The organism is Streptomyces sp. C (assembly GCF_000158895.1).
GTDB classification, from domain to species: Bacteria; Actinomycetota; Actinomycetes; order Streptomycetales; family Streptomycetaceae; genus Streptomyces; species Streptomyces racemochromogenes.
This window is the reverse complement of the sequence record NZ_GG657750.1, coordinates 237,962-255,207: the sequence shown is the minus strand read 5'-3', so window position 1 is coordinate 255,207 and position 17,246 is coordinate 237,962. Positions and strand designations below refer to the sequence as shown.

The following is a 17,246-nucleotide window of genomic DNA, read 5'->3' as shown; positions in this document are numbered from 1 at the left end:
CCCGCTGGTACGCCATGCCGCGGGAGAAGCAGGAGGCGGTCGAGTCGCCCGGCGCCTGGCTGACCACCGTGGCGAGCCGCGTCTGCCTCGACGTACTCGGCTCCGCCCGCGCCCGGCGCGAGAGCTACGTCGGACAGTGGGTTCCCGAGCCGCTGCCCGACCACACGGAGTGGATCGGCGCGCACGGCGGCGCCGGCGCCGACCCGGCCGACCGGATCACCCTCGACGAGTCGGTCGACATGGCCTTCCTCGTCGTACTGGAAACGATGACCCCGGCCGAAAGGATCGCGTTCATCCTCCACGACGTCTTCCGCTACCCCTTCGCCGACTTGGCCGGCGTCCTCGGCCGCACCCCGGCGGCCTGCCGCCAGCTGGCGGCATCGGCCCGCCGCCGCGTCGGCACGGCCCGCCCCCACCCGGGCCCGGCCGCCGGACGGGCCCGCGTCATCAGGGACTTCAAGCGGGCCTGGGAGGCCAAGGACGTCGCGGCCCTCGTCGGCCTCCTCGACCCCGACGCCACGATGGTCGCCGACGGCGGCGGCTTGGTCGGCGCCGTGGCGCACCCGGTCGTCGGCGCGGACCGGATCGCCCGCTACCTCACCGACACCGGCGGCAGGTCCACGCCCGGCATGACCCTCCTGGAACGGTCCGTCAACGGCCGCCCCGGCCTGGTGGCACGCTTCGGCGGCACCACCGTCACGGTGGCCGCCTTCGCCCTCGCGGGCGACCGGATCACCCGCATCTGGGCGGTGCGCAACCCGGAGAAGCTCCGGATCTGGAACTGACGGGCACCACCGCCGGAGCGCCTAGTTCCGCAAAGTTGGCGCTTCCGAGATGATGTGCGCCCGTCACCCCGGCCGAAAGGATCGGAGCATGGCCAGCCTGTGGTCAGGGCAGGGCGTACTGCGCCGCAAACCGATCGAGCACATCGAGGAGCCCGAAGGCGCGCCCAGCCAGCAGCTCACCCGCACCCTCGGCCTCTGGCAGCTCACCGCCATCGGCGTCGGCGGCATCATCGGCGCCGGCATCTTCACCCTCGCCGGGACCGTCGCCAACGGCGTCGCCGGACCGGCGGTGCTGCTCTCCTTCCTCATCGCCGGCGTCGCCAGCGCCGCGGCCGCCTTCTCCTACGCCGAGTTCGCCGGCCTGATCCCGAAGGCCGGCTCCGCCTACACCTACGGGTACGCCGTCCTCGGCGAACTGGCCGGCTGGTTCATCGGCTGGGACCTGCTGCTGGAGTACACGGCCATCGTCGCGGTCGTCGCCATCGGCATCTCCGGCTACTTCAACTTCCTCCTGGAGGAGACCGGCGCCTCCCTCCCCACCTGGATGCTCGGCGCCCCCGGCACCGGCGAAGGGCACCGCTTCGACCTCATCGCGGCGGTCCTGTGCCTGTTCACGGCCTACCTGCTCACCCTCGGCATCAAGAACGCCGCCCGCTTCGAGACGGTCGTGGTCGTCCTCAAGGTGCTGGTCGTCCTGCTCGTGGTCGTCGTCGGCTTCTTCCACGTCACGTCCGACAACTACACGCCGTTCTTCCCCTTCGGCGTCGGCGGCGCCTTCACCGGAGCCGCCACCGTCTTCTTCGCGGTCTTCGGCTACGACGCCATGAGCACGGCGGCGGAGGAGTCCAAGGACGCACAGCGGCACATGCCCAAGGCGATCCTCTACTCCCTCGCCATCGCCATGGTGCTGTACGTCCTCGCCTGCCTGGTCCTGACGGGCATGCAGAAGTACACCGACATCGACCCGGAGAGCGGATTCTCCAGCGCCTTCAAGGCGGCCGGGCTGCCGGTCGTCGCCGACATCATCGCGGTCGGGGCGATCATCGGCATCCTCACCGTCATGTTCACCTTCATGCTCGGCGTGACCCGCGTGTGGTTCTCCATGAGCCGTGACGGACTCCTGCCCGGCTGGTTCGCCAAGACCCACCCCACCCGCCACGTCCCGACCCGCGTCACCTGGATCGTCGGGGTGGCCTCGGCGGCCATCGCCGGATTCGTGCCGATCGGCGAGGCCGCGGAGCTCACCAACATCGGCATCCTGCTCGCCTTCGCCGTCGTGTGCACCTCGGTCATCGTGCTCCGCTACAAGCGCCCCGACCTGCCCCGCACCTTCCGCACCCCGCTGATGCCCTTCACCCCCGCCGTCGGGGTCATCGCGTCGATCTGGCTCATCACCTACCTCCGCGTGGAGACCTGGCTCCGCTTCGTGGTCTGGTTCCTCGTCGGCCTGGTCATCTACTTCGGCTACTCCTACCGCAACTCCAAGATGGCCGGGCGCACGGACCCCGGCCGGTGAACGCCCCGCGGGGCGCACCGGTCAGCGCAGGCGCCGCCAGAACGGCGGGATCTCGCCCTCCCGCCGGTTGGGGTGCGGGGTGACCTCGCGGGGGGTGAGGGACCAGGCGCTGTCGTAGCTGACGATCAGCAGCCGTGCCCCGCGGGTCAGCGCCACCGTGCTCCGCCCCGGCCACCTGTCACCGCTGTGCAGGGTTCGGCGCGAGGCGCTGCGCCTCAGGGACTCCAGCTCGAACCAGGCGTCGTCCTTGCTGTTGCGGTACCTGACGGCGAGGTCGACGGCGGGCCCCGAGTACGCCAGGACGTCGGAGCCGACGCCCTCGACGCGCTCGGAGGCGTCCCGCAGCACCGACACCGGACTGACGGTGATCTTCCACTCGCCCCGCGCCTTCACGCGCAGCCGCAGCGGTCCGTTCCCGTCGTGGTCCACGATCCCGCGGCCGGTGAAGTCCTCGGCCCAGCCGCGCAGGGCCGAGGGGCTCTTCTCGCGGTTGCGGTGGTTCAACGCGGCCACCTCGACGTGGCCTTCACCGAGGCGGACCAGGTCGACGACCGCGAAGCCGGCCGCCGTGGCGGCCTCCACCCGGACGATGTCCTCCCCCCTGCCCTCCTGGGTGAAGACGGGGAAGTCCGGACCGAAGTCGGTCGGGAGGCTGTTGATCCGCCTGGTGATGGTGCCCAGCAGCGGGGCGCCCGACTTGGAGACGGGGATGCCGGCGGGCACGGCGGGTGCCGCGGCGGCCGCTTCGGCCCCGGCCTCCGCCGGGACGGCCGCCGCCGGAGCCGTGACCGCCCCCGCCGGGGCCGCTGCCGCCGGCAGCGGCGGGGCGGGCGGCGGGGCCTCGGGCAGTGCGGGAGCGGGCGGCGGACCGGCATCCGCCTCCTGCGCCTCGGCCTCCGCCTCGTCCTCCACCGCGAACCCGTAGTCCTCGGCCAGCCCCGGGAGCCCGGAGTCGTAGCCCTGCCCGACCGCGCGGAACTTCCAGCCCCCGTCGCGGCGGTAGAACTCGCCCAGCACGTAGGCGGTCTCGGTCGTCGCGTCGTCGTCGTCGACCGAGTACACCACCATCCTCTCGCCCGTGGCCGTGCTGACCGCCTCCAGGTACAGCCCCGGTATCTCACCGAAGGTCGCGCCCTCGGAGGAGGCCGCGATGACGATGCGTTCCACCTCCGGCTCGACCCGGCCGGGGTCGATCTCCAGCCAGTCGGCCATCCGGCCGTCCTCGCTGCGGGCGTTGCCCAGGAGCTCCACGGCGCTGGTGGCGTGCGCGCGCTGGTTGTAGAAGACGAGGTCGCTGCGGCCCCTCACCTTTCCGCTGTCGTCCAGCAGCAGTGCCGCCGGGTCGATCTCGGGCACACCCGGCCCGGCCGCCCGACGGACCACGGCGACCCGCATGGGCTCGCCGGACACGGGCAGGTTGCCCCCCTTGATGATCTGCGTCATGTCGGCATCGTCGCAGGCCAGTCCGCCACAAGTCGAGCTTTTCTTCCCCGGTGTGACGATCCGTGAGATCCCTCCCAGGGTCAACACCCTTTAGCACACTCGGCCCGGCCGGGGGCGGACCTCGGTCATGCCCGCCCCCGGCGCGCGCGGCCCTGGTTACCGTGCTCCGGACGGCCGGGCCCGGGTGGCGGCGGCCGGGGAGGAGCGGACGGATGGGGACCACGGTGGTGGGGTTCCGGCTCGGCTGGGACAGGAAGGGCCGGCAGGCCACGGTGGTGCTCACCCAGGCGGGCGTCCTGCACCACGGCAGCGGCCTCCTCGGCATGGCACCGCGCCCCGCCAGACCGCAGGCCCCGGCCGCCCCGGATCCGCATCCGGTACCCCGCCAGGCCGCCACCCTGCGCCGGGTGTACGCGGGCCTGGTCCACCAGGGCTACGGCCGGGAGCTGATCCCCCCGGTCTGCATCCGGCTCGACACCGACGAACGCCCCCTCCACCCCCGCCCGTGGGGCGAGAACGCGCCCCGGGCCCATCCGGAGCTGATCCCCCTTTCCCGGAGCCGCCCCCTCCGGCCCCGGCACGCTCGAAGACGCTCTGACCGCCTTTTACGCCGCGATCGGCCTCACCCCGCAGGCGTCCACCGCCGCCCCGCCGCCCGGCCCGGGCGGCGTCCCCCCGGCGGTCCGCCGGGCGCTGGGCGCGCTCGCCGAAGGCCGCACCCTCGCCTCCCGCCCGGGGCGCGGCACCGGCTGGAGCGTCACCGGGACGGGGGTGCGCCTGCACGCCGGCCCGGGCGGCGAGGACCTCACCCCCCGCGAAGTGGCCGAACTCCAGGCGGCCCTGACGGCCTGGCTGCGCCACCAGCGGGACCCGGGCACGGGAGCCGGCGCGCGCTGACCCGTATCGGACGCCCGGCCGCCCCGTCACCCGGAACGCCCAGCGGAACAGGGCGTTCGCTGCGCACGGGCGCGGCCGTGTGGTTTCCTGGGCCCGCTCCGCTCCGCACCGTGGCGGAGCGGATACCGTGAGTGAAGGGGTGTTGTCGTGAGCGTTCTGGACATCAAGCTGGACCGGTCGTTCGACGTCTTCGACTCGGACCGCGACGGGCGGCTCGACAAGTCGGACGTCATCGGTCTCTCGGACCGGCTCGCCGAGTCGCTCGGCCTCACCCCGGACGACGTGGCCGGGCTCCGGGACTCGCTGGCCGAGCTCTGGGACACCGTCTTCCAGCGGATGGACCGGAACGACGACGGGGGAGTCGACCGGCAGGAGTTCCGGTCGGCGTTCCGGGCGCGGATCGTCACCGACCAGAACCGGATCTGGGAGCGGATCCGGAACATGAGCAACGCCTGGACCGAGCTCGGCGACCGCGACGGCGACGGCATGCTGAGCCGGGACGAGTACACCTCCCTGCTGCACGGCATGTTCCGGCTGCCCCGGCAGACGTTCGACGAGGCCTTCGACCGGCTCGACGTCGACGGTGACGGGCAGCTGAGCCGCGAGGAGATCAGCTCCGCGATGAAGGAGTACTACACCAGCGAGAACCACGCGGCCCGCGGGAACCAGTTCTTCGGCCGCCTCTGACCGCCGGGGCCGCGGCGGGTGCCCGCGCGCCCGCCGCCGGCCCGCGCCCGCGAGGGCTCCTCCGCAGCCGGTTCGTATCGCCTCCCCGCTCGTTGACCGGAGAGCAAGCCGATCTTTCGATGTTCTGTGGAGGACCCTGATGGCCGATGCCGCACTGCCGGTGATCGTTCTGTCCGACCCCGATCCGATCCGCCGGCACGAGACGGCCGAGCTGGTGCAGAGCTGGTACCGGACGTCGTTCCGGGTGCTCCAGGTCGGCGGACCCGCGGAGGCGGTCAGGGCGCTGAACGCTCTGGCCGACGGCAAGGTGCCCGTCGCCGCCGTCCTCGCCGACGAGGCCCCCGAGCCCGGTGGCGCGCACCCCGGCGTACGCTGGCTGCCCCTGGCCCGGCGCTCCGACGACGCGCCCGCCGCCGGGGAACACCCCGCCGAGCACCTCCGGGTCGCGCTCGACGACTCCCTGTGCACCTGGAACGCCGACAGCCAGGGCGGCCTGCCGACCGCCGAGGTGCGCGGCAGCCGGTTCTCGCCCGCCGCCTACGCCGTACGCGACTTCCTCGGCCGCAGCGGCGTGATCTTCCGCTGGCTGCCCGAGGAGGACACGAGGGACGCCCCGGTGACCGTCCGGCTCGGCGACGGAACCGAGCTGAGCGACCCCTCGATCAGCGAACTGGCCGAACGGCTCGGCCTCATCCGCCCGGCCGGCCAGGACCACTACGACGTCGCCGTGATCGGCGGCGGCCCCGGAGGCCTGTCCGCGGCGGTGTACGCGGCCGCCGAGGGCATGAGCGTGGTCGTGATCGAGGACGACGCCCCAGGCGGACAGGCGGGATCGACCTCGCGGATCGAGAACTACCTCGGCTTCCCCGTGGGCCTGACCGGCGGCGACCTCGCCCAGCGCGCCCTCCAGCAGGCCCGCCGGGCCCGCGTCGAGTGGCAGCCCACCCGGGTGGCGAGCCGGGTGGTCCCGACGGGCACGGGCGACCACAGCGTCGAGTTCGTCAAGGCGGGCACCGAGGAGGCGGCCTCGGTGACCGCGGCGGCCGTGGTCGTCGCCACCGGCGTGGACTGGAACCGCCTCACGGCCCCCGGCGTCGACCGGCTCCTCAACTCCGGCGTGTACTACGGGTCCTGCCTCTCCGACGCCCCCTCGACCGCCGGCGAGGACGTGTACATGGTGGGCGCGGGCAACTCCGCGGGACAGGCCGCCCTCTACTTCGCCCGGTACGCCCGCTCCGTCACCCTGCTGGTGCGCGGCACCGACCTCGGCGCGTCCATGTCGAGCTACCTGGTGCAGCGCATCGAGCGGACCCCGGGCCTGCGGGTCCTGCTGGGCACCGAGGTCGCCGAATGCCTCGGCGGGGACACCCTCACCGGGCTCAGGCTGCGCGAGCGTGACGGCGCGGAGCGGACCGTCGGTGCGCACTGCCTGTACGTCCTGATCGGCGGCCGGCCGTCGACCGAGTGGCTCGGCGGCGCGCTGAAGCTCGACGAGCGCGGGTACGTCCTGACCGGCAGCGGCGGGGCGGGCCCGGACGCGCTCCCGATGGAGACCAGCGTGCCCGGAGTGTTCGCCGTGGGCGACGTGCGGTCCGGGTCCGTCAAGCGGGTCGGGGCCGCGGTGGGCGAAGGCGCCGCGGTCGCGCAGTCGCTGGTCGAGTACCGGCGGCGGCACCCCGACCGCTTCCGGGACGCGCGGGTGGCCTGCGGCTTCTGACCGGCACCGGCACCGGCCCCTGCCGCCCGGGCGGCAGGGGCCGGAAGGCGGCCGTCAGGGGCCGGCGTTCAGTTCCGTGACGATCGAGGCGGGGGTGTGGCCGCTGCCGTCGGACAGCCGGTGGAAGTCGACGGAGACGAAGTTCGGCGTGCGCCCCCCGGCCGCGGTCCGGCACTGCCCGGCGACGCGGTTCCTGAGCTTGGCGCCGTTGTCCAGGGCCGCGGTGAGGACGGTCGGCACGTTGCGGTGGTGGCTCATCGTGAACAGCCGCCGGAATCCCGGCTCCCGGCGGTCCAGGGGAACGTCGGGCCAGCGGGTGACGCACGCGAGGTCGTCGCCCATGTCGCCGAGGCTCCAGTAGTTGGCGACCGTCCACGACCGGTCGTACATGACGCCCAGGTCCTCCCGGTCGGAGCGGTCGGAGAAGACCAGCAGGCGCTTGCCGGCGGTGACGAGGTCGGCCACCTTCGGCCACCCGTTCTGCCGGACGCCCCACTCGTCGGGCCGGAACAGCAACTGGTCGAGCCCGCGGACCCGGCCCAGGGACTGCCGCAGCTGGCCGGCGCTGACGTAGTCCTCCAGGAAGACGGTCACGAACTCCTCGGGATGGGCGGCCAGGAAGTCCACCACGGTCTGCATCGTGCCGTGGAAGGACTGCCGGGGCAGCGCGTACGTGGCCCCGGCGAAGGTCTTGCAGTCGCCGTGGCAGAGGTACACGTCGCTGGGGTAGCAGTCGCTGCCGAAGCTGATGACGCACAGCCAGGTGCTGCGCTCGTACCAGTGCGTGTCCAGACTCAGGCCGCGCACCCCGTTGTCGAGCTGGGCGCGCACCGACTCGGACTGGTTCACCGAACTCCAGCGGGAATCCTCGTAGTTGGTGAACGAGTTGTGGGTGGTCAGGAAGGCGGCCTCGTCGAGGCGGCGGTCACCCCAGCGTGCGGTGGCGGCCGCCGACGGGGTGCCGGCGGCGGTGTGCGGCGCCGGGGCGGCCGCGGCGCCCGGTGCGCAGAGGAGGGCCGCCAGGAGGAGGCACACGAGGAGGCGCAGGCCGGTTCTTCGCGGTCGCGCGGCGGCGAGGCCGCCCCGACGGGCCCGAAAGGGCGTGTCCATGTCAATCATGGCCGGAGGGTAGCGCTCCACCCGGCGATGCGCCCGCGCGCGGACGGGTTCGGCCGGTTCCTGCCGGGGTGTGCGGCGGCCGCCGCGCATGCCGGGGAATACGGCGGCGGGGTCCTCTGTTCCGAGGTATGGTTGAAACATAAACAATCTTGGGAAGGGAAGCCATGCAGTTCGGGATCTTCACCGTCGGTGACGTCACGCCCGATCCGACGACCGGACGCGCGCCCGGCGAGCACGAGCGGATCAAGGCGATGCTCACCATCGCGCAGAAGGCCGAGGAGGTCGGCCTCGACGTCTTCGCCACCGGCGAGCACCACAACCCGCCGTTCGTCCCCTCCTCGCCGACGACCATGCTCGGCTACGTCGCCGCGCGCACCGAGAACCTGATCCTGTCCACGTCGACGACCCTGATCACCACGAACGACCCGGTGAAGATCGCCGAGGACTTCGCGATGCTCCAGCACGTCGCCGACGGCCGCGTCGACCTCATGATGGGCCGCGGCAACACCGGCCCGGTCTACCCCTGGTTCGGCAAGGACATCCGAGACGGCATCGACCTCGCCATCGAGAACTACGCGCTGCTGCGCCGCCTCTGGGACGAGGACGTCGTCACCTGGAAGGGCAAGTTCCGTACGCCGCTCCAGTCCTTCACCTCGACCCCGCGCCCGCTCGACGGCGTCGCGCCCTTCGTGTGGCACGGCTCCATCCGCTCGCCCGAGATCGCCGAGCAGGCCGCCTACTACGGCGACGGCTTCTTCCACAACAACATCTTCTGGCCGGCCTCCCACACCAGGCAGATGGTGAACCTCTACCGCGAGCGCTACGCCCACTACGGGCACGGCACCCCGGAACAGGCCATCGTCGGCCTCGGCGGCCAGGTGTTCATGCGCAGGAACTCGCAGGACGCGGTGCGGGAGTTCCGCCCGTACTTCGACAACGCGCCGGTGTACGGCCACGGCCCGTCCCTGGAGGAGTTCACCTCCCAGACGCCCCTGACCGTGGGCTCCCCGCAGCAGGTCATCGAGCGGACCCTCTCCTTCAGGGACTACGCCGGCGACTACCAGCGCCAGCTGTTCCTGCTGGACCACGCGGGCCTGCCCCTGAAGACCGTCCTGGAGCAGCTCGACCTGCTGGGCGAGGAGGTCGTGCCGGTACTGCGCAAGGAGTTCGCGAACCTGCGCCCGGCCGGCGTGCCGGACGCGCCGACCCACCGGGCCCGCGTGGCCGCGGCCGCCACGGCCCAGGAGGAGGAGCGGGCATGAAGCTCGTCGTAGTATCGGCCGGTCTGAGCTCGCCCTCGTCCACGCGGCTGCTCGCCGACCGCCTGGCGGCCGCGACGCAGGCCAACGTGGACGCCCGGACGGAGGTGATCGAGCTGCGGGACCTGGCGACGGAGATCGCCCAGCACCTCGTCACCGGGTTCCCGCAGGCCCGGCTGGCCGCCGCACTCGACGCGGTGGCCGCCGCGGACGGCCTGATCGCCGTGACACCGGTGTTCGCGGCCTCCTACAGCGGCCTGTTCAAGTCGTTCTTCGACCTCATCGACAAGGACGCCCTGACCGGGAAGCCGGTGCTCCTCGGGGCGACCGGCGGCACCGCCCGGCACTCCCTCGTCACCGAGCACGCCATGCGCCCGCTCTTCACCCACCTGCGCGCCCTCGTCCTGCCGACCGCCGTGTACGCGGCCTCGGAGGACTGGGGCGGGGAGGGGCTGGAGCGGCGGATCGCCCGGGCCGGCGCCGAGCTGGCGCGCTTCGCGGCGCCCGCCGCCGCAGCCGCCGCCCCGGACGTCGACACCGCCGCCGCGATCGCGCCCCGCTCGCTGACGGGGGCGGTCACGTCGGTGGACCCGGCGGACGGCTTCACCGTGGTGCCCTTCGAACAGCGGCTGGCCGCGCTCCGGGCCGGCTAGGGGCCTGCTCGGCGGCGTGGGCGATGTTGCGGGCCATGCCGCCGAACACCGCCGCGTGGAAGGGGCTCACGGCCCACCAGTACAGGTGGCCGAGCAGGCCGCGAGGGTGGAAGAGGGCGCGCTGCCGGTAGCGCGACCGGCCCTCGTGCTCCGGGTCGGGTTCGGCGTACATCTCCAGCCACGCCAGACCCGGCACCCGCATCTCGGCGCGCAGCCGCAGCAGCCGGCCCGGCTCGATCTCCTCGACCCGCCAGAAGTCGAGCGCGTCGCCCACCCGCAGCCGGCTGGCGTCGCGCCGGCCGCGGCGGATGCCCGCGCCGCCCGCCAGGCGGTCCAGCCAGCCCCGGACGGCCCACGCCAGCGGGAAGGAGTACCAGCCGTGCTCGCCGCCGATGCCCTCCACCACCCGCCACAGCGCCGCCGGCGGGGCCGCCACCCCGGTGCTGCGGTGGTCCGTGTAGAGGCTGCCGCCCGCCCAGTCGGGGTCGGTGGGCAGTGGGTCGCTGGGGGCGCCGGGCAGGGAGGCGGAGGACCAGCGGGTGCTCACCTGGGCCTCGCGGACCCGACGCAGGGCGAAGGCCAGCGCCCGGTCGAAGGCCAGCGGCGCCCCCGGCGGATCGGGCACCCAGCGGGCGATGTCGTGCTCCGCGCACACCACCTCGTGGCGCAGCGACTCGGCGAGCGGCCGGGCCAGCGCCCGGGGCACCGGGGTGACCAGGCCGATCCAGAGGCTGGAGAGCCCAGGGCTGAGCATGGGCACGCGCAGGATGCGCCGGTGCGGAAGCTCGGCGACCGCCGCGTACCGGTGCATCATCTCCTCGTACGTGAGGACGTCCGGCCCGCCGATGTCGAAGGCCCGGCTGACCTCCGGGGGCATGCCCGCGCTGCCGACGAGGTAGCGGAGCACGTCGCGGACGGCGATGGGCTGCACCCGGGTGCCCACCCAGCTCGGCGTGATCATGACGGGCAGCCGTTCCGTCAGGTAGCGGAGCATCTCGAACGAGGCCGAGCCGGAGCCGATGACCACGGCCGCCCGCAGCACGGTGCAGGGCACGCCCGAGGCCAGCAGGATGCGGCCGACCTCGGCCCGGGAGCGCAGGTGCGGGGAGAGACCCTCTGGGGGCAGGCCCGCCGGGGTCAGCCCCCCGAGGTAGACGATGCGCCCTACGCCGGCCGCCCGGGCCCGCTCGGCGAAGAGCCGGGCCGCGGCCCGGTCGCGCTCCTCGAAGCCGGGACCGGCGCCGAGGCCGTGCACCAGGTAGTAGGCCACGTCCACCCCGCGCAACGCCGCGTCCAGCGACTCCGCGTCGGTGACGTCCCCGCGCACCACCTCGGCGCGGCCGGCCCAGGGGTGGTCGCGCAGCCGCTCCGGGGAGCGGGCCAGCGCCCGGACCCGGAAGCCGGCGTCGAGGAGCTCGGGCGCCAGGCGGCCGCCGATGTAGCCGGTGGCACCGGTGACCAGGCACAGGCCCCCCGCCGCGGCTCGTCCCCGCTCGTCACCCGCCATGGGCTGGCTCCTTCCCTCGGCCCCGCACCCTCCGAGCCTGGACCCGGTGCGGGGCGGCCGCAAGACGCATCGGTTGCGCACCGCTTCGTCGCCCGGGCGGCGTCATGCCGTGTCGTCGGCGCGGAGGGCGGCGCGGACGCCCGTGACGACCACGGCGAGCAGGCAGAGGGCGATGACGGTCTCGGCCCACAGGAAGGCGAACCAGTCCAGCACGCAGCCGATGGGGGGAGTACCCGGCGCGGTGTTGCGGAACGCGGCGAGGGCGAACAGGGTGGCGGCCATCCAGGCGAGGGCGGGCCAGACCAGGCCCTCGCCGCGGGTCGTCAGGTACCAGGCGCCGATGAGCACGGACGCCGCCAGCGCCCACATGACGGCCATCATGAAGACCGCGAAGACCAGCAGGCTGCCCGACCGCTCCAGCCCCAGCGCCAGGGCGGCCTCCTGCGGTGGGCCGGAGGGGGTCGCGTCGACCGCGAAGAGGCTGTCGTTGTTGGAGAACAGCATCCGCACCGGCACCTGCCTGCCGTCGAGCAGGGCCCAGAACTCGACGTCGGTCTCGTAGGAGTCGAACGGGTAGTCGCTGATCGACCCGGCCGTGAGCGCGACCTGCACGTCCCTGGTCGTGATCCGCTCGTGCGCCTTGAACGCGAGGTCGCCGAGGGTCGCCGCGGAGGTCTGCAGGCCGAGATCGGCCACCGGGGCGGTGCCGTCCTCCTCCCCGAGGCTCCCGCGCGGGGTGACCCGGACCCGCAGGACCAGCTCCCTGGACGAGGCGTCGACGCGCTGCACGGTGGCCTGCACGTCCACCCGGTCGGCGGCCGCGGATCCGGCCGTGTGCACCCGGTCGAGCGCCTGCCGTTCGGAGAACTGCAGCCACGACCCCACCCCCACCGCCACCACGATCAGGACCGCGATGGGGAGCAGGACCGGCAGGAGCGACGCTCCGGATCGGCGAGGGCTGCGTGGGTCCCAGGTGGGGGCCATGGCGACTCCGGCGGGAGGGGGGAGGGGCGGTGACCGCGGTTGATCCTCGTCCACCGGCCCGCCGGCCCGCCGCATCCGCCCGGGGCGTGTCGCCGCGCAGCCGCGCCCGGCCCGCCGGCACCCCGTCATCCCGGCCCCTAGCCCGATCCCGTGGATTCGCCGCGTCGTCGAGCGTGGGACCCGGGTCCGCCGAGCACGAGGGTGTTTGCTGTGCGCAGGCCCACTCACCGAGGGCGCGGCCCCGCACGACGGAGGAGCCGGCACCATGCAGTTCGCGCAGATCATCGACTTCGAGACGGAACGCATCGAGGAGGTGCGCGAGCTGCTGCGCTCCTACGAGGAGCAGGCCCGCTCGCAGGGGCGCGGCGGGGCCCCCGTCGCCCGCACCCTGCTCAAGGACCGCGCCAACCCCAACCGGTACCTCGCGGTGGTGCAGTTCGAGTCCCATGAGGCGGCCATGGCGAACAGCGCCGCGCCCGAGACCAACGAGCTGGCCCAGGCGCTGTCGGCGCTGATGACGAGGCCGACCGCCTACACCGACTGCGACATCGTGGACCACCAGAGCATGCGCTGACACCCATGGCTGGACACGCGGCCCCCTGTCGTAACAGACTTGGTTACGACAGAGGGGGTGCGGGCACCCGGGCGGCGGGAGGTTCCATGAGTGCGAGCAGCCGGATGACCGTGGCCACGCACACGCTGACCTGGATGGCGCGCGTGTGCCCCCGCCGGCCCGGCGGCATCGTGACGTCCGAGCAGATCGCCGCCAGCGTCAACACCAACCCCGTCGTCATCCGCCGCACCCTCGGGAGCCTGCGCGACGCCGGGCTGGTGGAGTCGCGGCGCGGACAGGGCGCGGGCTGGCGGCTGGCCCGCACCCCGGAGTCGATCACGCTGAGGGACGTCCACCTCGCGGTCGAGCCCGAGCCGCTGATCCCCCTGCACTCCTCGCCGCCCAACCGGAAGTGCCCCGTCGCGCAGGGCATCCCCGCCGTCCTCCGCGAGGTCTACGACCGCGCGGAGGAGGCGATGAAGGCCGAACTGGCGGCCGTCACCGTCGCCGACGTGGCGAGAGCGGCGGTTGCCGGAAGCTGAGCGACCCGTGTTCGGCAAGGGCCGGTCCCCCTGGGGCCGGCCTCCTCTTCGGCCGCTGTCGTAACCATGGCTGTTACATCCCCTTGAGATGAAGGACCGTACGCAAGTGATCACCACAGAACGCCTCCGACTGCGCCCGCTCACCGAAGCCGACGCCGACTGGTGGGTTCAGCTCCACGCCGACGAGGAGGTCAACCGGTTCGTCGGCGGCTACACCCCGGAGCAGGCCGCGGACCGCCTGCGCGCGATCCGGGACCAGTGGGAGCTGCGCGGCCACGGGCTGTGCGCCGTCGAACTGCGCGGCACCGGCGAGTTGATCGGGCGCAGCGGCCTCAACTGGTGGGAGCAGTTCGACGAGACCGAGATCGGCTGGACCTTCGCCCGTGCCCACTGGGGGCGCGGCTACGCCACCGAAGCGGCCGAGGCGGTGCTCGCGTGGGGCTTCGGGACGCTGCGGCTCCGGCGGATCACCGCCATGATCCATCACGGCAACACCGCCTCCACCGCGGTGGCCTCGCGCCTGGGCTTCGCGCGCCTGCGCGAGGACACCGTTCTGGACCGCCCCTGTACCGTCTTCGCCCTGGACCGGGAGGACTTCGCGTCCCGCTGACCGCTACTGGTTCGGGTCGAAGGGGATGCCCGCCGGCTTGGCCTTCGCCAGGTGGGAGGCGAAGGAGCCGTCCCCCAGTCCGAAGTGCGCGCTGCCGAAGTCCGCCTGGGTCAGCTTGTCCCGGAGCGTCGCGGGGTAGCCGGACCAGCCGACGAGCGCAGGGAACTGCCAGGTGCCCCGGTGGTTCTCGGGCGGTTCGTCGTTGCCGTTGGCCGGGCGGAAGCAGTGCGTGCCGACACCGTCCTTGTGATAGACGATCTTGGGGTGGGTGCCGTCCCAGCGGATCTGGTCACGGGGGTGGACGTTGAACTCGCCGTGGGCGGAGGTGGAGACGTACTTCGCCTCGCCGCCCTGGATCCACACCACCACGTGCTCCCAGTCGTGGCGGTGCCCGCCCAGGCTGATGCCCGGGATGGCCTGGTCCTTCTCAAAGTACAGCGCGTACGCCACGGCACACCAGCCGTTGTTGCAGGTGGCACGGGAATAGCCGTTGGTGTTGGCGAGGTCCGAGGCGTCGCGGCAGTTCCCGTTCAGCGCGCCGGTGGGGTTCAGACCGCCGTTCAGGACGCCGGTCGGGCCTATGGCGGGCGTCGGGTAACAGCCGTCCGTGTCGTAGTCGTACGCGGGCTGGAAGGTCAGCTCTACGGCCTCGGCGTTCACGGGCAGGGCCGGCGGCGGAGCCGCGAAGGCCACCTGCGGCACGGCGACGACCAGTGCCAGGGCGGCGCCGACGGCGACCGATGCCCTCCGGACGTTCCTGATGTGATGGCTCGTCAGCAAAGCGGCCTCCGGCTGGTCGGGTTCGGCGTGGCGCGGAGCCCGGCCGGTCCGGCGGGCGCGCCGGAAGCATCATTGGCGAACCCCGATGGCACGACAAGAGCCAGGACACCGCCTCTTCGGCCGGACCGGACCGTGCGCCCGGGGGAGTCCCCGGGCGCACGTCCGCCGCCGGTCAGGTCCGGTAGCGGTACATGATGCGGCCGCGGGTCAGGTCATAGGTGCTGACTTCCACGAGCACCCGGTCGAACGGCAGGATCCTGATGTAGTTCTTCCTGATCTTGCCGCTGATGTGCGCGAGCACGTGGTGCCCGTTCTGGAGCTCCACCTTGAAGGTGGCGTTGCGCAGGCACTCGACGACGGTGCCCTCGACTTCCAGGCCCTTCGATGTTCTTGCCAATGTCCCTCGTCTCTCGGTTCGGGGTGTGGGTGCGGGTGGGGGAGGGCGGATCCGGCGATGCCGCGTCAGTGGCGCACGAGCTCCACGTTGCCGCCGGTCCTGCGTGCGCCGATGCCCTCGAACAGCGTGATCGCGCCGTGTTGGACTCGTCACCTCGGCCCAGGCCGAGTCGTCCGCAGCGTGCAACGACCAGCGCGTGCGCCAGCAGTGCCCGTCCGATGCCCCGCCGTTGCTCGCCGGCGCGTACGGCCACCAGCCCGATCCGGGCCCGGCGGGGGACCGGCGCCACCCGCACCAGCCCCACGTACGCGCCGTCGCGGACCGCCACCGTGAACCTCGAAGGGTCCAGCGGCACCGGCCCGTTCGGGCGGGGCAGGACCTCGGCCGGCATGGTCCGCCAGCCGGCGCCGGCCTCGGCCTCCTCGCGGACCGCCCGGTGCAGGGCGCGCAGCAGGCCCTCGTCCGCCTCCGTGCCGGGCAGGATCCGCACCCCGGCGGGTGTCCGCGACGGGTCGAGCCCGGTCTCGCGCGGGTCGGTGGGCAGCACGTACTCGCGCTCGCGGCGTCCGGCGGTGAAACCGGCTTGTTCCCAGCGGGACTTCAGACCGAGGTCGGCCTCGCCGACCAGGGTGTGGAGGGGAGCCGGAAGGTCCGCCAGGATGGCGGCGGCGAGTCGGCCGAAGGCCTCGTCCCGCCACACGTCGATGCTGACGAAGAGCCGTCCGTCGGGCCGTTGCGCGACATCGCCGTGGCCGACGACCCTGCCGTCGTCCAGGGCCTGCCACCGGGTCTCGTCGACCCGGTTGATGATCACGGTGTCCATGGTTGTCACCTTTCGGGAGTGCCTGGTTGTTGAAGGCGCTCCCGACGGCGACACCTAGGTCAGCCGCACACCGTGACGGAAGTCGGAGAGCACCCAGCTCGATACAGCCTTCATGGGTGTCACCTCCTCAAGTCCTGTCACGGCGTTCCGCACCCTAGCAACGGACGGCTCCGCGTCTCATCCGATTTATGTCCGGACGGGCATGTCCGGCCGGCTCCCGCCGGGCCCCGCGTCTAGCCTTCCCCCGGTGCGTCGCGGAAGGAGAGGCTGATGAACAGCACGACGGGGTTCGATCTCGGACCGCAGGCGGCCGTCGTCGCCGGCCTGGTCGCCGGTGTCCCCGACGCCCGGCTCGGCGGGCCGACCCCCTGCCCCGACTATCCGGTCGGCGAACTGCTGGGCCACCTGGCGGGCTTGGCCGAAGCCTTCCGCGACGCGGCCCACAAGGACCTCGGTCCCACGACCGACACGCCCCCGGGCACGGCCGTGCCCCGGCTGCCCGCCGACTGGCGCGAGCGGCTGCCGAGGCTCCTCGGCGAACTGGCCGAGGCCTGGCGGGACCCGGCAGCCTGGAGCGGCATGACCCGCGCCGGCGGCGTCGGCCTGCCCGGTGCCGTCGCCGCCGCCGTGGCCGCCGACGAACTGGTCGTCCACGGCTGGGACCTGGCCCGGGCCACCGGCCAGGACTACGCACCGGACCGGGCCGCGCTGGGGGTCTCGTACGACTTCCTGATCGCGGCCGCCCAGGAGGACGACCGCGGCGGTGGCATCTTCGGCCCCGTCGTGCCCGTGCCGGACGACGCCCCGCTGCTGGACCGGACGGTCGGGCTGAGCGGTCGCCACCCGGACTGGACTCCGCCGGAACCCTCCTGACGCACCGTGGGCGGGAACGGTTCAGCCGTTGGTCATGATCCGTTCGTATGTCATGTGAAATATCACATGACATACGGCGGGTCCGCGCGAGCGGGCGCCGC

General features: G+C 73.2%; 17 protein-coding genes and 1 pseudogene. 11 read left to right on the top strand and 7 right to left on the bottom strand.

Translation table 11 applies throughout. From position 1 onward, the window contains the following. Both SSNG_RS01355 and SSNG_RS01350 read left to right on the top strand, forming a co-directional pair. On the top strand, positions 1-785 hold a 785-nt coding region (locus SSNG_RS01355; RefSeq protein WP_042800372.1), incomplete at its 5' end, for a sigma factor-like helix-turn-helix DNA-binding protein. Between the two features lie 88 nt (positions 786-873). After that, a complete protein-coding gene (locus SSNG_RS01350; RefSeq protein ID WP_042800371.1) occupies positions 874-2,301 on the top strand; it encodes an amino acid permease in 1,428 nt (475 codons plus the stop codon). Between the two features lie 21 nt (positions 2,302-2,322). Here SSNG_RS01350 and SSNG_RS37640 read toward each other — a convergent pair whose 3' ends face one another. Then, the gene (locus SSNG_RS37640) at positions 2,323-3,744 is read right to left on the bottom strand and encodes a TerD family protein (protein WP_050779509.1); all 1,422 of its coding nucleotides are present in this window, start codon (positions 3,742-3,744) and stop codon (positions 2,323-2,325) included. Between the two features lie 771 nt (positions 3,745-4,515). On the opposite strand from SSNG_RS37640, the gene SSNG_RS44690 reads away from it, so the two are divergent. From SSNG_RS44690 to SSNG_RS01335, 3 genes are all read left to right on the top strand, one after another. After that, complete coding sequence (locus tag SSNG_RS44690) at positions 4,516-4,641, top strand: hypothetical protein (RefSeq protein ID WP_277752130.1); 126 nt, start codon at positions 4,516-4,518, stop codon at positions 4,639-4,641. A gap of 147 nt (positions 4,642-4,788) precedes the next feature. Then, positions 4,789-5,328: an EF-hand domain-containing protein gene (locus tag SSNG_RS01340; RefSeq protein WP_007261979.1), complete on the top strand. Its 540-nt coding sequence runs from the start codon at positions 4,789-4,791 to the stop codon at positions 5,326-5,328. Positions 5,329-5,467: 139 nt separating this feature from the next. Next, positions 5,468-7,045: an NAD(P)/FAD-dependent oxidoreductase gene (locus SSNG_RS01335; RefSeq protein ID WP_007261978.1), complete on the top strand. Its 1,578-nt coding sequence runs from the start codon at positions 5,468-5,470 to the stop codon at positions 7,043-7,045. 54 nt (positions 7,046-7,099) lie between these two features. Here SSNG_RS01335 and SSNG_RS01330 read toward each other — a convergent pair whose 3' ends face one another. Continuing rightward, on the bottom strand, positions 7,100-8,164 hold the full coding sequence (locus SSNG_RS01330; protein ID WP_129593271.1) for a PI-PLC domain-containing protein: 1,065 nt from the start codon (positions 8,162-8,164) through the stop codon (positions 7,100-7,102). Between the two features lie 164 nt (positions 8,165-8,328). Between SSNG_RS01330 and SSNG_RS01325 the strand changes: the two genes are divergently transcribed. Together SSNG_RS01325 and SSNG_RS01320 are read left to right on the top strand one after the other, a co-directional pair. Beyond that, complete coding sequence (locus tag SSNG_RS01325; RefSeq protein WP_007261976.1) at positions 8,329-9,426, top strand: LLM class flavin-dependent oxidoreductase; 1,098 nt, start codon at positions 8,329-8,331, stop codon at positions 9,424-9,426. Then, positions 9,423-10,076, top strand: a complete 654-nt coding sequence (locus SSNG_RS01320; RefSeq protein WP_007261975.1) for a CE1759 family FMN reductase — start codon at positions 9,423-9,425, stop codon at positions 10,074-10,076. Before SSNG_RS01325 ends, SSNG_RS01320 begins: the two co-directional genes overlap by 4 nt. Here the strand turns inward: SSNG_RS01320 and SSNG_RS01315 are convergent. Both SSNG_RS01315 and SSNG_RS01310 read right to left on the bottom strand, forming a co-directional pair. After that, positions 10,027-11,583, bottom strand: a complete 1,557-nt coding sequence (locus SSNG_RS01315; RefSeq protein WP_007261974.1) for an SDR family oxidoreductase — start codon at positions 11,581-11,583, stop codon at positions 10,027-10,029. The two genes, SSNG_RS01320 and SSNG_RS01315, sit on opposite strands and share 50 nt — an antisense overlap. A gap of 102 nt (positions 11,584-11,685) precedes the next feature. Continuing rightward, positions 11,686-12,567 (bottom strand): DUF4436 family protein, encoded by an 882-nt coding sequence (locus SSNG_RS01310; RefSeq protein WP_007261973.1) that lies wholly within the window; start codon positions 12,565-12,567, stop codon positions 11,686-11,688. A gap of 265 nt (positions 12,568-12,832) precedes the next feature. On the opposite strand from SSNG_RS01310, the gene SSNG_RS01305 reads away from it, so the two are divergent. The 3 genes from SSNG_RS01305 (at position 12,833) to SSNG_RS01295 (ending at position 14,272) form a co-directional block, all read left to right on the top strand. Next, a complete protein-coding gene (locus SSNG_RS01305; protein WP_042800370.1) occupies positions 12,833-13,141 on the top strand; it encodes a hypothetical protein in 309 nt (102 codons plus the stop codon). A gap of 86 nt (positions 13,142-13,227) precedes the next feature. Next, positions 13,228-13,662, top strand: a complete 435-nt coding sequence (locus tag SSNG_RS01300; protein ID WP_007261971.1) for an Rrf2 family transcriptional regulator — start codon at positions 13,228-13,230, stop codon at positions 13,660-13,662. 106 nt (positions 13,663-13,768) lie between these two features. Then, entirely contained in the window at positions 13,769-14,272 is a 504-nt protein-coding gene (locus tag SSNG_RS01295; RefSeq protein WP_128636822.1) for a GNAT family N-acetyltransferase, read from the top strand. Positions 14,273-14,275: 3 nt separating this feature from the next. Here the strand turns inward: SSNG_RS01295 and SSNG_RS01290 are convergent, their stop codons facing one another. The 3 genes and pseudogenes from SSNG_RS01290 to SSNG_RS43340 form a co-directional block, all read right to left on the bottom strand. Then, entirely contained in the window at positions 14,276-15,052 is a 777-nt protein-coding gene (locus SSNG_RS01290) for an NPP1 family protein (protein ID WP_128636821.1), read from the bottom strand. 172 nt (positions 15,053-15,224) lie between these two features. Further along, complete coding sequence (infA, locus tag SSNG_RS01285; protein ID WP_007261968.1) at positions 15,225-15,449, bottom strand: translation initiation factor IF-1; 225 nt, start codon at positions 15,447-15,449, stop codon at positions 15,225-15,227. Between the two features lie 220 nt (positions 15,450-15,669). Continuing rightward, positions 15,670-15,840, bottom strand: a pseudogene (locus tag SSNG_RS43340) (GNAT family N-acetyltransferase); the annotation flags it as partial. Positions 15,841-16,542: 702 nt separating this feature from the next. On the opposite strand from SSNG_RS43340, the gene SSNG_RS01275 reads away from it, so the two are divergent. Further along, positions 16,543-17,145 (top strand): TIGR03086 family metal-binding protein, encoded by a 603-nt coding sequence (locus tag SSNG_RS01275; RefSeq protein ID WP_007261966.1) that lies wholly within the window; start codon positions 16,543-16,545, stop codon positions 17,143-17,145. The last annotated feature ends 101 nt before the right edge of the window (positions 17,146-17,246 follow it).

Bases quoted from the DNA above. Each gene is read 5' to 3' on its own strand.
- SSNG_RS01350 (WP_042800371.1), top strand. From the start codon at position 874: ATGGCCAGCCTGTGGTCAGGGCAGGGCGTACTGCGCCGCAAACCGATC.
- SSNG_RS37640 (WP_050779509.1), bottom strand. From the start codon at position 3,744: ATGACGCAGATCATCAAGGGGGGCAACCTGCCCGTGTCCGGCGAGCCC.
- SSNG_RS01335 (WP_007261978.1), top strand. From the start codon at position 5,468: ATGGCCGATGCCGCACTGCCGGTGATCGTTCTGTCCGACCCCGATCCG.
- SSNG_RS01330 (WP_129593271.1), bottom strand. From the start codon at position 8,164: ATGATTGACATGGACACGCCCTTTCGGGCCCGTCGGGGCGGCCTCGCC.
- SSNG_RS01325 (WP_007261976.1), top strand. From the start codon at position 8,329: ATGCAGTTCGGGATCTTCACCGTCGGTGACGTCACGCCCGATCCGACG.
- SSNG_RS01320 (WP_007261975.1), top strand. From the start codon at position 9,423: ATGAAGCTCGTCGTAGTATCGGCCGGTCTGAGCTCGCCCTCGTCCACG.
- SSNG_RS01315 (WP_007261974.1), bottom strand. From the start codon at position 11,583: ATGGCGGGTGACGAGCGGGGACGAGCCGCGGCGGGGGGCCTGTGCCTG.
- SSNG_RS01310 (WP_007261973.1), bottom strand. From the start codon at position 12,567: ATGGCCCCCACCTGGGACCCACGCAGCCCTCGCCGATCCGGAGCGTCG.
- SSNG_RS01305 (WP_042800370.1), top strand. From the start codon at position 12,833: ATGCAGTTCGCGCAGATCATCGACTTCGAGACGGAACGCATCGAGGAG.
- SSNG_RS01300 (WP_007261971.1), top strand. From the start codon at position 13,228: ATGAGTGCGAGCAGCCGGATGACCGTGGCCACGCACACGCTGACCTGG.
- SSNG_RS01275 (WP_007261966.1), top strand. From the start codon at position 16,543: ATGAACAGCACGACGGGGTTCGATCTCGGACCGCAGGCGGCCGTCGTC.